The sequence below is a fragment of the Psychroflexus lacisalsi genome, from assembly GCF_020164495.1.
GTDB lineage: Bacteria > Bacteroidota > Bacteroidia > Flavobacteriales > Flavobacteriaceae > Psychroflexus > Psychroflexus lacisalsi.
In genome coordinates, this window is sequence record NZ_JAIQYZ010000006.1 from 113,025 (window position 1) to 128,200 (window position 15,176).

Consider the following 15,176-nt stretch of genomic DNA (forward strand, 5'->3'; position numbering starts at 1 on the left):
GTTGTATCAACTTTTTTTATTCAGAAGTTTTCTTAGGAAAAGTATTTCCTCTTTTAAAAATCTCACATGTTCAAAATCCATATCAATGGATTCTTCAATTGACTGTTTGTCGCTTTTTGGAGCTATTTTATTGATGCTTGAAAGAGGTTTTTCATTAAATAAATCCGAGAGACTAATTTCCAATATGTCTGCAATTTTTTTCAGCCTTTCAATATTTATTCTAGAGTCTTGAGCCTCAAGTCTGGCATAGCTAGGTTGGGTTATACCGAGCTCTTCGGCTATATATTCTTGGGATATTCCTTTTAAGACGCGTAGCTATCTTATACGTTTACAAACAACATTACTTTTCATGAAACTAATTTTTGCCTTTTGATTATGCTTGTTTAAATATCAAGTGTTTATTTTCTTTAGAGATTTAGACATATCAATTAAGTTTATGCATTATTATCTTTAAGTAACTCAACAAGATTTGAATGAATTAATTATTTAAATTTAGAGGAATTAAATTATAATGAGTTACGGTTCAACCTTACTTATGTTACGGGAAAACCGCATTTAACTTTTGTTCAAAGATTAAAATTAAAAACAACAGATTTTACTCAGTGCTAACATTGACAGTATTTAATACACTATATTTATATATCGAATACTTTTAATTAAAAAACAATTAAGTTAATTAAATTGTGAATAATCAATTACTACTATTCCATTTTACTTTAGTAGTGTTTAAAATTGGTAACGCCAAGCCCAATTTTAAAACTTAAAAACTTGCTTGGCATTCACTTAATATTTATTTTTATGAAAAATTTAGAATTAACTCAGATGGAACATTTGAGTGGTGGAGAATATGACTGTGACTTTCATATGAGTCTAGGTCTAACTGTAATGACTGGGGGACTTACAACAGCTTTTACTCCTGGAGGTGCTGCAATACTTTTTGCTGGAGCTTTATACAGCTTTTATTCGGCTGAAATTAAAGGTTGTACAAACTAGTAATACAAATTAATAATTCTAATAAAAACTTTTAAAAAATGAAAAAACTATCTATAGAAGAAATATTAAATGTAAATGGTGGTAATAGTTCATATGATGGTGTTTGTGCCGGAGCTTACGTATTGTCTGTTGCAGCTGCAGTAAACATTTGGAATCCTGCTGGCTGGGTGATGGCAGGAGTTGCAGCTGTTAGTTTCCATTGTTTTGTTAGTGACTTTGAATCTAGATTTTAAGTCTTTACTTATGCGACCATTAATATCTGTTTTATCCATATTAGGATTAATTATATTATACTTAGTAGAAACTGATGTTATAAATATAAAAAACAGATTATATGTTTACGGTTTAGGAATTTTGTTTATAATATATGCATCTATAAGTTATAAGAAAAAATAGATTTTATTTATATTCCTTAAAACCACCTCCACCCGAGGTGGTTTTTGTTTTTTATAAGGCCCAATTCATGTTTCCAAACGTTATTTTCCCTGTTTCAGAGTTGAGTAAAAGTTCACCCTTGGGGGGGGTTGGGGGCTTCTACTTTCCAATCGTATTTTCAAACAGTTTAAGAATTCTGCTATACTCATCCGTCCAGCTGCTCGGCTGAGTAAAGCCGTGTCCTTCAATAGGATAAAGCGCCATCTCCCAGTCTTCTTTTTCAAGTTCAATTAAACGCTGAGAAAGCCTTACTACATCCTGGAAATGAACGTTGGTATCTACCACACCATGAGCGATGAGTAAATCACCTTCCAAACCTTCAGCAAAGTAAATAGGTGACGACTTTCGGTAAGCTTCTGGATCTAGGTGAGGCTCGTTCAAGATGTTTGAAGTATAGCCGTGGTTATAATGTGCCCAGTCGGTCACAGAACGCAAGGCTGCTCCTGCTGCAAAAGTGTCTGGCTCGTTAAACATCGCCATTAAGGTGATGAAACCGCCGTAACTCCCCCCGTATAGGCCTATTTTATCAGCGTCGATACCATGATTCTCAACTAAATATTTGGCACCGTCCACCTGATCTGATAAATCTTTTCCGCCCATATGACGATAAATTCCCGTTCTCCAATCTCTTCCATAGCCTGCACTTCCTCTGTAATCAACGTCTAGGACGGTATAGCCTAAATCGGTCAACAAATTATGAAACATATATTCTCTAAAGTAGCTCGACCACCATTTGTGAGCATTTTGCAGGTAACCCGCGCCATGCACAAAGATCACGGCGGCATTTTTATCTATGCTTTCTTCAGGTTTATAAAGTCGGGCATATGGTGTTGCACCATCTTCAGCTTCAAATTGAATCAACTCTGGCGTTCTCCAGTCGTAAGCTTGAAATGCTTCAGATTGTCCATCGGTAAGTTGTTTTGGTGTCGCGTTGGCTTTAGTTTTTTTCAGAAATAATTCTTCAGGTGAATTTGAATTCGAATATAAAATCGCCATTTGTTTTTCATCTGGAGACAGAACCACGCTGTTTTTACCTTCCATAGAGGTTAGCTTGGTTTTAGTTCCGCCCATCACTGGCATTTTGTAAAAATGACGTTCACCCGGATGCACCTCAGAAGAGGTGAAAAACCAATGTTTCTTGTCATTGGAAAGCTGAGGACTAAAGACTTCAAAATCTCCGTTGGTCAACTGTGTTTGATTATCGTTCTCAATATTATGAAGATATAAGTGAGAATAGCCCGTGGCTTCAGATTGATAATAGATGTGTTTGTCATCTGCCAGCCAGCCAAGGCTTCCTCCTCCGTAGTAGCTCCCAATGCCAGGCCCTGCAATCCAGGCCTCGTCATGTTGTCTGTCTAAAACCTCTAAATTACCGTCATTCAAATTCAGAAGGGAAATCCATCGGTCTTTGTTGTCCTGTGCCCTCATGGAAAGCACAGCATTTTGGTCGTTAGACGAAAACTTTACATCAGAAAAAGTGACAGAACGCTGCTTTTCTTCCCACTCTCGATCTGGATAATCTTCGGTATATTTTGGCAAATCCGTAATACCTGGAAGGCTTGACGTGTCAATTTTAAATACGGTATCTTTTTGAATATGATACAGGTACAAATCCCTTTGGGAATCTTGATCACCGACCTTACTTCTGGTATTCAAAGGCTCTGTATATCCCGAAGCATCGACATAATTGGGGACCATCGTATTCTCTGGTGAATCTGGCTGGTAGGTTTGAAAGGTCAGGAAATTTCCTGTTTCGCTGATGTCAAAACTAAACGCTCTTTGCTTATCGAGGTAAAACGTAAAGCTCTTATCATCAAGTAATTTTCTATTCTGATCTCTCATTTCAGAGTTTTCTTTCTGAACTCTAACTTCTTCCAAAAGACTCAGGTTTTCGTCTTCCACCCATTGGTTTTTCTCAGATTTCTTGGAAGTTTTATCATTTGCACTTCCTGACTCTATGTTGGTTTTCTTCTGAATTTGCCCCTGCTTCACATTATAGATGTAGAGATTGTTGTTACTGATAAACGCATATTCTGAACCTGAAATAAACTTAGGACTCTGAATGCTTTCTCCAAGATCCAATACTAAATCCGTTTTGTTTTTCTTGATATCGTGCAGGTACAAATCTCCATATTTGACAAATAGTTTTTGAGTGCGCTTGTCGTTGTAATCGCCATAGAGAGACACTTTAGATTTCTGTTCTTCCAGACTTACTTTTTCGATTTTTGAAGGAGTACTTAATCTGATTTTATAGAGTGAATCCGAAACGTTTTGCTCTGGATTATAGTCAAAATAGATCGTATTGGACTGTTCATTCCATTCTACACTGGAAGGAAACGTTCCCATCCAGTTAGGATCTTGCATGATTTTTTTCACTGATAAGTCTGATTGTGAAACTGCAGAAGCACTTATAAATAAGGCGAGAAATAAAAAGCGTAATTGTAAAGCCATGAATATGTGGTTTTGGTAATTAATCAAATATAAACGATTGTAAATTAAAGTTATCTACTGAAATCATGCTAACTTTAAATTCTATTCTTAATACTATGACAAGGTTATTTCAATTTGGTTTAATGCTGGCTCTAATTGTTAGTGTATCAACTCTTCAGGCTCAAGATAAAAAAGCTTACGCACTTTTCAGTCAGGCGGGTGAGCCTATTTCATATCGGCAGGTTCTAGATAGCATTTCCAAAACTGACGTACTTCTGTTTGGTGAGTTTCACAACAATCCCATTTCGCATTGGCTTCAGTTTGAATTGGTTTCGGATTTGAAAACGAATAACATCAATTTCAGTATTGGTGCAGAAATGTTTGAAACCGATACTCAGGAGGTTTTAAATCTTTATCTGAGCGATAGTTTAACTGAAAGCAAATTCAAAAAAGAAGCCAGAGTCTGGAGTAATTATGCCACAGATTATAAACCTGTACTGGACTTTGCTAAAGAAACCTCAACACCATTTATTGCTACCAATATTCCACGACCTTATGCCACGAGTGTTTATAAAAACGGAGGCTTTTCTGCATTAGATTCACTAGATCAAAATGAATATGAATTTATAGCACCTTTGCCCATCTCCTTTGATATTGAACTCCCTTCTTACCAGAATATGCTGGATATGATGGGCGGTCATGGTGGTGAGGATTTGGTGAAAGCTCAGGCCATCAAGGATGCGACCATGGCGCATTTTATTCTGAAAAACCTCAGCCCCAATCAGGTGTTTTTTCACCTCAATGGAAGTTACCATTCCAATGATTTTGAAGGAATTTACTGGTATTTAAAGCAGTACCAAAAAAACGTTGACATTCTCACGATCTCTACGGTAGAACAAAAAGATTTGGAAACTTTGGAAGATGAGCATCTCGATAAAGCCAATTTTATTATTGTTGTGAATCAAAACATGACTAAATCCTACTAACTCATGAATGAAACACTTAAAGTTACCTATATACAAACCGAATTGACCTGGGAAAACCCAAAGGCCAACAAAGCCCATTTTGAAAAAAAACTTTCTGAATGTCCTGAAGATGCAGATCTCATTATTCTGCCTGAGATGTTTACCACAGGATTTTCCATGAACGCGGAAGCCAATGCTGAAGAAGCAGAAGTCGTTTTAAACTGGATGACACAGCAATCCAAAACTTTCCAGGTAGCGCTCACTGGGAGTGCCATGGTAAAAGTTGAAGGAATGTACTACAACCGAATGTTTTTTGTAACTCCAGATGGTTCCTATTCAAAATACGATAAAAAACATTTATTCACTCTGGCTAAAGAGCATGAAACCTATGAGTCAGGCAATGAACGCTGTGTCGTGGACTACAAAGGTTGGAAACTGTGTTTGCAAGTCTGTTATGATTTACGATTCCCTGTTTGGGCCAGAAATAAAGACGATTATGATGCACTTATCTATGTGGCCAACTGGCCTAAAAAGCGCGTAGCTGCCTGGGACATTTTACTTCAGGCCAGAGCTGTAGAGAATATGAGCTACTGCATTGGATTGAATATCGTTGGTATTGATGGCAATGATTTTCCTTACGTAGGCCATTCTGGAGCTTATGATGTACTTGGAAATAGCATGAGTCAGCACAATCCTGAAGAAGAAGCTATTGAAACAGTTGTTTTAGAAAAATCACATATCAAAGAGCTTAGAGAAAAATTAGGGTTTTTAAGGGACAGAGACCATTTTAGTATAAACTAATGGTCAGCACTTCATCTCTGTAAGGACGAAATTCAATTGGAATTGGATCGTAAAGTACAGGCTCTGCCTTAAGACCTTCCAAAAAATCACCAGTATCCCATCTGCCGTTAGCATTAAGGTCATAAATCAATCTAATATAATATGAACCTGGTTTTATTAATCTAAAATTAACCGTTTTATTTTTGGTTTCATAGACTGTTGATTCTACTTTACCTTTTTCATCAACAAGTTCTACTATAATTGGAAACTCATCGACATTGGAAATAGTCAATTCAAGATTTCCAAAATCTTCAATAGATTTAGTATTGTAAGTATAATTAAGGCTGTCATTTTGAGTGTCAAAGAAATCGGTCACGGCACCAGGAAGAAGATCAATTTTATAAGATTGAGAGCCTTCTTTTTCAAATTTGAATACTAAATGATTATAGAGTGTATCTATCATCAAATCAAATTCTACTGGAATAGAATCTTTATTCATCATACGAATAGAGTCTTTTTCGAATCTCGAAAAAGGGGTATTCGCCTTCAGTTTAAAATCAGTAAGAAGTTTGTTTTTGTCTGATTTTACCTCAGATATCTTTAGAGAATCCTCCTCTATTTGCTTAGGTCGTATTTCCAGAGTATCCGTTCTTCCCTCATTACTAAAAGCAAAAAGTAAGCTGTCTCTTTCTAAGTAAGGTTTGTACCAATAATGAATAGTGTCTGCTTTTTCATCTTTAAAATACTTAGCTTCAAAAGGCTCTTCTGTTTCAGAAATCAGGTCAATTTTATAATCTTCTAATCTTCCTTGAAAGCCAAATTCAAAATGTTGTTTTGAGATTTGTTTTGGTCGAAATCCTTCAAATTCTAGCTCTTCTTTAAACACCAGAATATCATAAAGCTGATTGGTTGGAATCTTGACGGTATCTTCTACAAAACCAATTTTATCCTGAGCGGGGTCAAATTTGTAGTTGTTGTTTTTATCTGAAATGGCCACCATTTTATAATTGCCTGGTTTCAAATTATCAAGGCTGAAAAGCGACGTTGAATCTCTTACAAAAGAGATATACTGCGGAATTTTATCATAAACAACCGAGTCTGAATAGGTGGAATCTAACGGATAAAGCATTACGGAAATATTTTCGTCTGAAACTCTGCTGTAGGCGTCAAAAACATTTCCTTCTACCTGAAGAGAATCTATATAATCTCCAGTTGAAAATACGTATTTGAAGTAAGGAAGTGTATTCCCCTCATTATTATCATTGATACTTGTTCCAAAGTTGACCGTATAAGTAATGTTGTCTTCTAGTGAATCTCTTGGAATGTCAAGTCTTACATATCTGCTGGCTGGACCAAGTGGATAAATATTTGGCCTGGGCTCTATAGGTGGGGAAAAGATAATTTGTTGACGTGGATTGTCTAATTTGACATATTCGTTGAAGTTGATAATAACTTCCTTCTTTTTATAATTGGTTGAATAGTTTTCTGGATTGGAGCTTACCACCTTTGGAGGATCTTCATCTACAGGACCTCCATCTGGTCTTCCTCGCTGAGCACACGAAGAAATAAGGATGACTAAAATAATAACGGATAAAAATTTGAAAAAATGAATTTTCATAACTGGAAATAAGTTTCTGCAAAGAAACAACAAAATATAGATTTTACTATTTGCTTACCGCTATTGTTGCAATGTTGAGGCTATCAACTCCAGCAGTCTTCAAAGCAAGATAACAGGCCTCCAAGGTTGCACCTGTAGTGACCAAATCATCTACCAAAAGAATAGTCTTACCAGATAAAATAGCTTGTCCTTCAACATAAAAATGATTGGTCACCACTTCAGTTCTAGCCAATCTATTTTTGAAAACTTGTGTTTTGGAATTAGATCTCCTTTTCAATAACGTATCGTTATATATTGCTGAAAGCTTTTCAGCAATCGCTTTTCCAAAGCCTTCTACCTGGTTGTAACCTCTTTCTCTAAAACGCTGTTTATGCAGAGGGACAGGCAAAACAACATCTATTTTAATCTTCCATTTGCTGGCAACCAACAATTCACCGAGCCATTCTCCAAGGTGATAGCTCAGTCCCTCATTCCCTTTATACTTTAAATCGTGAATCAAATTTTGAACAATTCCTTTCTTTTCAAAATAGAACAAACTTGCTGCTTGGTTAAGGAGTACCCTACCGTAAAGAATCTTATGCAAATCGTGGTCTCCATCAAAAAAGTTAGGATAAAGCGGTAATTCATTTCTGCAAAATGTACATATCAACTTTTCATCCTTTAATAAAGCAGTTTCACAACAAGCACAAAGTTGGGGAAACAGAAAGTTTTTAAAATCCTGAAGCATCTGATAATAAATTGGTTGTATTAAAGTTAGGAAAAAAATCAGACTGTTAGGATTAAATTTTACATTGAGAGAATTAAGCTGATATTAAAAGAATATTTGTTGACGAACTCCTCAATTAAAGTCTTGTTTTTTTACTTTTGCGTCATGGCACAAGAACAAGACAAATTCAAAAAAGTAATATCCCACGCTAAAGAGTATGGGTACATTTTTTCTTCGAGCGAGATCTATGACGGGTTAAGCGCAGTCTACGATTACGGACAAAACGGGGTAGAACTAAAAAACAACATCAAAGCTTATTGGTGGAAAAGCATGGTACAACTTCACGAAGAAATTGTTGGCCTGGATGCTGCCATCCTGATGCACCCAAATACCTGGAAAGCTTCAGGTCACGTGGACGCCTTTAACGATCCTATGATCGACAACAAGGATTCTAAAAAAAGATACAGGGCCGATGTTCTGGTTGAAGATTATGTAGAAAAAATTGAGCAAAAAGCTCAAAAAGAAATTGCCAAAGCAAGGAAACGCTTTGGAGATAAATTTGACGAGCAGGAGTTTGTCACTACACATCCTAGAGTGGTCAAGTACAGAGCCCAGTCCAAGGAAATTCTTACACGTTTAGCAAACTCGTTAACCGATGAAGATCTAGACGACGTCAAAGCGCTTATTGAAGAACTTGAGATTGCTTGTCCTGTGAGTGGATCCAGGGACTGGACCAACGTGAAACAATTTAACCTGATGTTTGGAACCAAATTAGGTGCATCAGCTGAATCGGCTTCAGATTTATACTTAAGGCCCGAAACCGCACAGGGGATTTTTGTAAACTTTTCAAATGTTCAAAAAACCGGGCGAATGAAGATTCCGTTTGGAATCGCACAGATAGGAAAAGCCTTCAGGAATGAAATTGTGGCCAGACAATTCATTTTCCGTCAACGTGAGTTTGAGCAAATGGAAATGCAATATTTTGTGCGTCCGGGCGATGAACTTAAGTGGTTTGAACACTGGAAAGACATTAGATCCAAATGGCACAGATCATTAGGTCTTGGTGAAGAAAATTACAGATTCCATGATCACGAAAAGATGGCGCATTATGCCAATGCTGCTACAGATATTGAATTTAATTTTCCTTTCGGCTTTAAAGAATTAGAAGGAATTCATTCCAGAACAGACTTTGACTTAAAGGCTCACGAAAACCTATCTGGGAAAAAGTTACAATTTTATGATCCAGAGCTGGGCAAAAATTATGTGCCTTACGTCATTGAAACTTCAGTAGGACTAGACAGAATGTTTTTGGCCGTATTTTCTAGCGCTTTGCAAGAGGAGACCCTAGAGGATGGAAGCACCAGAACAGTGTTAAAAATACCTTCAGTGATTGCGCCGGTAAAAGCTGCGGTGTTCCCACTTATCAAAAAAGATGGATTACCAGAAATTGCTCAGGAGATTTTGAAAGATTTACAATGGGACTTTAATGTGATGTACGACGAGAAAGATGCTGTAGGAAGACGTTACAGAAGGCAAGATGCTGCTGGGACACCGTTTTGTATTACGGTAGATCATGACACCAAAGAAGATAACTCTGTCACTATACGCTACAGGGATACCATGGAGCAGAAGCGTGTTCCAATATCTGAAGTAAAATCAATAATTCAACAGAATATTGATTTTAAAACTTGGCTGGATATTTAAAAATTTATGATTTTTTTGAGATCATCATATTGATAATTAATTGTTAACCGTGCTTTAACAGCAAAAACAGTGATAAAGCATTAGTTTTGTGTTAAACATTAAAAAATATTTAAAATGGCAAATAACACAGGGAATACAATTTTAGCATTGTTAACAGGAACAGCTGTTGGTGTAGGTTTAGGATTGTTATACGCTCCTCAAAGCGGTAAAAAAACAAGAAAGCAACTTAGAGATGAGTCGGATCATTTACAAGATAACTTGAATAAAAAGTATAAAGAAACTTCATCTCAACTAAGTGAGTATGCAGCTGAAGCTAAAAAAAATATTGAAGAAAAATTAGAAAAAACATTTTCTTCAGTAAATAATAAGGCTGACGATATGCTTACAAAACTTGAAGGCGAACTAGGGGAACTTAAAAAGAAAAACTCTGACCTTCAGAAAGAATTGAAAAAGAAATAATTCAACTAATTATTTTTTATGAAGAATTCAATCGGAAATCATTTTGAAAATCTTTCACAAGATACTAAAGATGCGATAGATAATTCCATAAAATACTACAAGTTAGACCTCCTTAAAAAAACTGCTTTAAGTTTGATTATTGGAGGTCAATTTGTTCTTAAGATCGGTATTCTTGTCTTAGTATTATTTTTTGTGTCTATTGGTCTTTCTTTTTTGATAGGTAATAAATTGGGGACAGTTTCTTACGGCTTTTTTGTTGTAGGGGGTTTTTATTTATTTATTCTTATTATAATCAGTTTATTTGGAAAAAAACTATTGGAGAAACCAGTTTTTAATCTTCTGAATAAGATTTTATATTTAAACGACGATTTGAAAGATGATAAGTCATGAAAAAATATAATTCATTTAAAGAAATCGATCAAGATTTAAAACTCTTGAAAGTTCAAGCTGAAATAAGTAAGCAGAAAGTCAATATTGATTTGGCTTACATCAAGCGAGCATTTTCATTCACCAATATATTTGCAGAGCTAGTGTCTTATTTTGGGCAAAGAGCGATTTATGCAAGAATAGGAAATCAAATTTTAAGGAAATTTGGGTTATAACTATTGATTTTATTGAAACTAAAAAGGCCTGTAATTTTGATTACAGGCCTTTTTAATTAGAACTTACTTAAGTTTATTTACTTTCTTTCGAATCATCCTTGGCTTTTTGCTCTTTTCGCTCATTTTGCTTTTTCATTTCTTCGCCTATTTGGCTTGAAGCAGTAAAAGAAGCAATCATATCGTTCAGCATATTACTTCCTGCTTCTGGAGCATTGGGTAACAAAATTAAATTAGAATTGGATTGACTACCGACAGACTGCAGCGTATCGTAATGCTGCGTCACAACGATTAAAGCAGATGCTTCCTGAGAATTGATACCAACATTGTTCAGTACCTCTACACTTTCCTCCAGACCTCTGGCTATCTCTCTACGCTGATCGGCGATACCCTGACCTTGAAGACGCTTGCTTTCTGCTTCCGCTCTGGCGACTGCTACGATTTTAATTCGTTCTGCTTCTCCTTCAAATTCAGCAGCTACTTTTTCGCGTTCTGAGGCGTTGATTCTGTTCATGGAATCCTTTACCTTCTCGTCTGGATCAATGTCCGTCACGAGTGTTCTAATGATATCATACCCATAGTCGAGCATGGCATCATTAAGTTCTGTTTTCACAGCGTTGGCAATATCATCTTTACGTTCAAAGACATCATCCAACTTCATCTTAGGAACTTCAGCACGAACAACGTCAAATACATAAGAAGTTATCTGAGCGCTTGGGCTTTCCAGCTTGTAGAACGCATCATAGATTTTAGATCTTGTGACCTGATATTGAACCGAAACTTTTAAATGGACAAACACATCGTCCTTTGTTTTTGTTTCAACATTGACATCCAGCTGCTGAATTTTCAAATTGATTCTTCCAGCGATTTTGTCTACTACTGGAATTTTGAAATGCAAGCCTGAATTTCTTAAAACTTGAAAACGTCCAAAGCGTTCCACAAGCGCAGCAGTTTGTTGTTTTACCGTGAAAATGCCGCTTATAATGATGAAAAAAACAATCACCACTACAAAAATACTTAGTATTGATCCCATATTAAATAATTAGATTATTCAATAAAAATAGAACTTTAAGTCTATTAATAGTGTTTATTAACTTAAAAAGTTATGACAATTCTTCAATGGCAAAATTAAGTCTGGAAATGGTTTCAGCTTTACCAATTGATGTAGCAATATGAAAGGCATCTGGGCCTTGCATAGCACCAACTAGCGATAAGCGTAAAGGTTGCATAATTTTTCCAAAACCAAGATCCTGGGTGTTGATCCAATCTTTGACTTCCGACTGAACATTGCTTTGAGAAAAGTCCTCGATACTTTCAAGCTTACCTATTAAGGCACGCATCCATTCCTGAGAATCTTTTTTCCAGGCCTTCTTTGCAGATTTTTCATCAAATGCTGTAGGCGCTTTAAAATAGAAAGATGACAATTCCCAAAATTCTGAAACAAACGTCGCACGCTCTCTTATGGTTTTGACAACTTCTTCTATATAGGATTTGTCTGCTTTGACCCCTTTCTCTTCTAGAATTGGCATAAATTGGTCAACCAATTCTCCCGCAGGTCTTTCTTGCAGGTAATGATGCTGGAACCATTCTGTTTTTTCAGGATCAAATTTAGCACCAGATTTATGCACCCGTGTTAATTCAAACTTTTGACTCATCTCTTCTAATGAGAAAAATTCCTGATCGGTTCCATCATTCCAGCCAAGAAGAGCTAACATGTTGGTCAAGGTTTCCGGAAGGTAGCCTTCTTCTCTGTAACCTGCAGAGACATTGCCAGTTTCCGGATCTTTCCATTCTATTGGAAACACAGGAAATCCAAGTTGATCACCATCACGTTTGCTCAATTTTCCTTTTCCGCTAGGTTTAAGAATAAGCGGCAGGTGAGCAAATTTTGGCACCTCCCAACCAAAGGCTTGATAGAGAGAAACGTGAAGTGGAAGCGAAGGCAACCACTCTTCGCCTCTTATCACATGCGTGATGCGCATCAGGTGGTCATCCACAATATTGGCCAGGTGATACGTAGGCATCCCGTCGCTTTTGAAAAGTATCTTGTCATCCAGAACTTCAGTATCGACTTCAATGTAACCTCTTATCTCATCGTGAAATTCCAAAGTTTTATGTGCTTCGGTTTTAAAACGAATCACATAGTCATCGTTTTTATCTAATCTTTCTTTTAGCTCTTCTAAAGAAAGGCTAAGAGAATTATTCAAAGCATCTCTGTTTTTTGGACCGTAACTGAATTTTGTACCTTCTTTTTCAGCTTCTTTTCGCTTGGCGTCTAGCTCCTCTGCGGTATCAAACGCATAATAGGCGCGGCCATTGTCAATGAGTTTGTCGACGTATTCTTCATAGATATCCTTGCGCTCGCTTTGTTTGTATGGACCGCAATCTCCAGGTTTCTCCGGACCTTCATCGTAAGAAATATTACACCAGGTCAAGCTTTCTTTAATATACTCTTCAGCACCTTCTACAAATCTGTTTTGGTCTGTATCTTCAATTCTTAACAAGAAATCACCGTTGTGTTTTTTGGCAAATAAGTAATTATACAAAGCCGTTCTTAGACCACCGATGTGTAAAGGACCTGTTGGGCTTGGTGCAAATCTTACTCTTACTTTCGTATCCATTGTCTGTTTTTTCACAAAGATAAAATATATTGCTGTTCATCCCTATGCAAATCCAGGTTAAGGTCAATTGAAAATTGCAAGCCAAAACGAGTTGAATAAAAATGTACATTTAGTTATCAGAAACCGAAGGCTTCTGTTTCTAAAAATTAAACCTATGAAAACTCACAAGACCCTCCTGAATTTCCTGCTTCTCATTGCCGTAATGCTTTTCACTACCTATGAAACTGCCGCTCAAATAGAATTTGAGCTCCAGCCTTCCCAAAGTATGTCCATCACCGGGAAAGGCCCGGGTCAGGATGCGGCTAAGAATCCATTTGAAGGCGAAGACTGCCTTGTTCTGGTGGAAAACATCGGTAAGGTTACTTTTGCAGCAAGAACCCAGCAAAAAGGCCAGAAGTATCTTAAGTCTACATCTGTAGCTCCAGGGAAAACTGAAAGAATCCAGCTACCAAAAAACTATGAGTTGTATCTGGACACCACCTCTGAAGGCACAGCTCTGGCCAGACTAAGTTTTAAGAAACAGGAGGATTAATGGGTGGCGATACATCCGTGAAGACTGATATAGGTCAAATTTATTTTTATACTAAAAAGTTATATATATTTGACTACATAATATTGTATTTCTTAATTTGAAAAGAATGAAGAATATCATGAGATTTTTGATTTTTCTAATTTGTTTTATCTCTATAAATAATCTTTGGGGGCAAGCAATAGGGAACGTTGATAAAATTAAAATTCAATCAGAAGTTTTAAATCAGAGCCGTGAGATTCTGATTTATACACCAGCTTATTACAAAGAATCAGAGTATCAACATTTTGATGTTGTTTTTGTGTTTGATGCTCAGAACAGGCAATTTTTCGATTTAACTCATTCAATTATTAGCTTTTTAGATGAAAGTAATCCTGTAAATCCATTTATAGTTGTTGGAATATCAGCATATACTGGAAAGGAAGAATACGCTAGGAATGATGACTTTTTACCATATCCTAAATATGATAAAATTGAAGATAATTTTTATGGTTATGGACATGCTAATAGAGAGAGATTTACTCAATATCTTAATCAAGAAGTTATCCCTTTACTCAACAAAAAATATCGTATTACTTCTAAAAGATTAGCCGTTGGACATTCACTAGGTGCGTCTTATGTGTTATCAACATTAATTAATAATCCAAGTTTATTTAGTTCTCATATTGCAATTTCTCCGAATTTTAAATTTGATGAAGAACGACTCGCGAATGAGTTTATCAATAATGATTTTAGTGAAATGACTGAAAATAAGTTTTTGTTTTTATCCCATGCTGATGAAGATAACTATTGGAAAGGATGGAAGAAGTCAAGAGAGAGGGTTTATGAGTTTTTGAATTCTAAAGCAGTTCCAAATATTTCTTATGTCATAAAAAACTATGAGGATAAAACACATTTAACCTCATTTTTATCAGCTATTCATGATGGTATGAAAGAATACATAAAATACATAGACTCTTTGCCAATCAAAAAATACAATGTTGATATTACTATTAAAGTCCCTAATAAGACTGATGAAGTCTATATTACTGGAAATCAAAAAGTACTTGGAGACTGGGAAGAAGGAAGAATAAAAATGGACAGTATTAGTCCGTTTGAAAGAAGAATTTTTCTTAATTTAAAAGACAAAACTCAAATAAGATTTACTAATGGCAACTCAAAATCGAATAAAGTTGCTGATATAGAAAATTATGACTTGCCTTGGTTTTTCTACATTCCAATTAGCGCTGAATATGAAAGAAATTTAAATTTTAAAGTTATTGATTGGACTGAGAATTCATTTTAAAACTATGCTAGATTTCTCGCATCGCCAATAGCTTCTAAGTGCTAAATTCTGA

At 36.0% G+C, this 15,176-nt stretch carries 15 protein-coding genes and 1 pseudogene; 10 read left to right on the plus strand and 6 right to left on the minus strand.

Going from position 1 to position 15,176, the window contains the following annotated elements:
- Positions 1–6: 6 nt before the first annotated feature.
- Positions 7–303 (minus strand): annotated as a pseudogene (locus LB449_RS14100) (helix-turn-helix domain-containing protein); the annotation flags it as partial.
- Positions 304–798: 495 nt separating this feature from the next.
- On the opposite strand from LB449_RS14100, the gene LB449_RS12945 reads away from it, so the two are divergent.
- Together LB449_RS12945 and LB449_RS12950 are read left to right on the plus strand one after the other, a co-directional pair.
- Positions 799–993 carry a hypothetical protein gene (locus LB449_RS12945; protein WP_224455544.1) on the plus strand — a complete coding sequence of 65 codons (195 nt, stop codon included), beginning with the start codon at positions 799–801 and terminating at the stop codon, positions 991–993.
- 38 nt (positions 994–1,031) lie between these two features.
- Positions 1,032–1,226: a hypothetical protein gene (locus LB449_RS12950; protein ID WP_224455545.1), complete on the plus strand. Its 195-nt coding sequence runs from the start codon at positions 1,032–1,034 to the stop codon at positions 1,224–1,226.
- A gap of 301 nt (positions 1,227–1,527) precedes the next feature.
- On the opposite strand, the gene LB449_RS12955 is transcribed toward LB449_RS12950, so the two are convergent.
- Positions 1,528–3,879, minus strand: coding sequence for a S9 family peptidase (locus LB449_RS12955; RefSeq protein ID WP_224455546.1), 2,352 nt, complete (start codon positions 3,877–3,879; stop codon positions 1,528–1,530).
- 95 nt (positions 3,880–3,974) lie between these two features.
- Between LB449_RS12955 and LB449_RS12960 the strand changes: the two genes are divergently transcribed.
- Together LB449_RS12960 and LB449_RS12965 are read left to right on the plus strand one after the other, a co-directional pair.
- Positions 3,975–4,844, plus strand: coding sequence for a ChaN family lipoprotein (locus tag LB449_RS12960; protein WP_224455547.1), 870 nt, complete (start codon positions 3,975–3,977; stop codon positions 4,842–4,844).
- 3 nt (positions 4,845–4,847) lie between these two features.
- A complete protein-coding gene (locus LB449_RS12965; protein ID WP_224455548.1) occupies positions 4,848–5,624 on the plus strand; it encodes an amidohydrolase in 777 nt (258 codons plus the stop codon).
- Here LB449_RS12965 and LB449_RS12970 read toward each other — a convergent pair.
- Together LB449_RS12970 and LB449_RS12975 are read right to left on the minus strand one after the other, a co-directional pair.
- Positions 5,611–7,221 (minus strand): Ig-like domain-containing protein, encoded by a 1,611-nt coding sequence (locus LB449_RS12970; RefSeq protein WP_224455549.1) that lies wholly within the window; start codon positions 7,219–7,221, stop codon positions 5,611–5,613. The genes LB449_RS12965 and LB449_RS12970 overlap by 14 nt on opposite strands.
- 46 nt (positions 7,222–7,267) lie before the next feature.
- Entirely contained in the window at positions 7,268–7,948 is a 681-nt protein-coding gene (locus LB449_RS12975) for a ComF family protein (RefSeq protein WP_224455550.1), read from the minus strand.
- Positions 7,949–8,092: 144 nt separating this feature from the next.
- Between LB449_RS12975 and LB449_RS12980 the strand changes: the two genes are divergently transcribed.
- The 4 genes from LB449_RS12980 (at position 8,093) to LB449_RS12995 (ending at position 10,692) form a co-directional block, all read left to right on the plus strand.
- Positions 8,093–9,631, plus strand: a complete 1,539-nt coding sequence (locus LB449_RS12980; protein WP_224455551.1) for a glycine--tRNA ligase — start codon at positions 8,093–8,095, stop codon at positions 9,629–9,631.
- A gap of 114 nt (positions 9,632–9,745) precedes the next feature.
- The gene (locus LB449_RS12985) at positions 9,746–10,090 is read left to right on the plus strand and encodes a YtxH domain-containing protein (protein WP_224455552.1); all 345 of its coding nucleotides are present in this window, start codon (positions 9,746–9,748) and stop codon (positions 10,088–10,090) included.
- A gap of 18 nt (positions 10,091–10,108) precedes the next feature.
- A complete protein-coding gene (locus LB449_RS12990) occupies positions 10,109–10,480 on the plus strand; it encodes a hypothetical protein (RefSeq protein WP_224455553.1) in 372 nt (123 codons plus the stop codon).
- Positions 10,477–10,692 carry a DUF6327 family protein gene (locus tag LB449_RS12995; protein ID WP_224455554.1) on the plus strand — a complete coding sequence of 72 codons (216 nt, stop codon included), beginning with the start codon at positions 10,477–10,479 and terminating at the stop codon, positions 10,690–10,692. Before LB449_RS12990 ends, LB449_RS12995 begins: the two co-directional genes overlap by 4 nt.
- 73 nt (positions 10,693–10,765) lie before the next feature.
- Here LB449_RS12995 and LB449_RS13000 read toward each other — a convergent pair whose 3' ends face one another.
- Together LB449_RS13000 and gltX are read right to left on the minus strand one after the other, a co-directional pair.
- The gene (locus LB449_RS13000; RefSeq protein ID WP_224455555.1) at positions 10,766–11,722 is read right to left on the minus strand and encodes an SPFH domain-containing protein; all 957 of its coding nucleotides are present in this window, start codon (positions 11,720–11,722) and stop codon (positions 10,766–10,768) included.
- 70 nt (positions 11,723–11,792) lie between these two features.
- Positions 11,793–13,310 (minus strand): glutamate--tRNA ligase, encoded by a 1,518-nt coding sequence (gene gltX, locus LB449_RS13005; RefSeq protein ID WP_224455556.1) that lies wholly within the window; start codon positions 13,308–13,310, stop codon positions 11,793–11,795.
- A gap of 154 nt (positions 13,311–13,464) precedes the next feature.
- On the opposite strand from gltX, the gene LB449_RS13010 reads away from it, so the two are divergent.
- Positions 13,465–13,842: a hypothetical protein gene (locus tag LB449_RS13010; RefSeq protein ID WP_224455557.1), complete on the plus strand. Its 378-nt coding sequence runs from the start codon at positions 13,465–13,467 to the stop codon at positions 13,840–13,842.
- 106 nt (positions 13,843–13,948) lie between these two features.
- Entirely contained in the window at positions 13,949–15,124 is a 1,176-nt protein-coding gene (locus tag LB449_RS13015) for an alpha/beta hydrolase (RefSeq protein WP_224455558.1), read from the plus strand.
- Positions 15,125–15,176 lie beyond the last annotated feature (52 nt).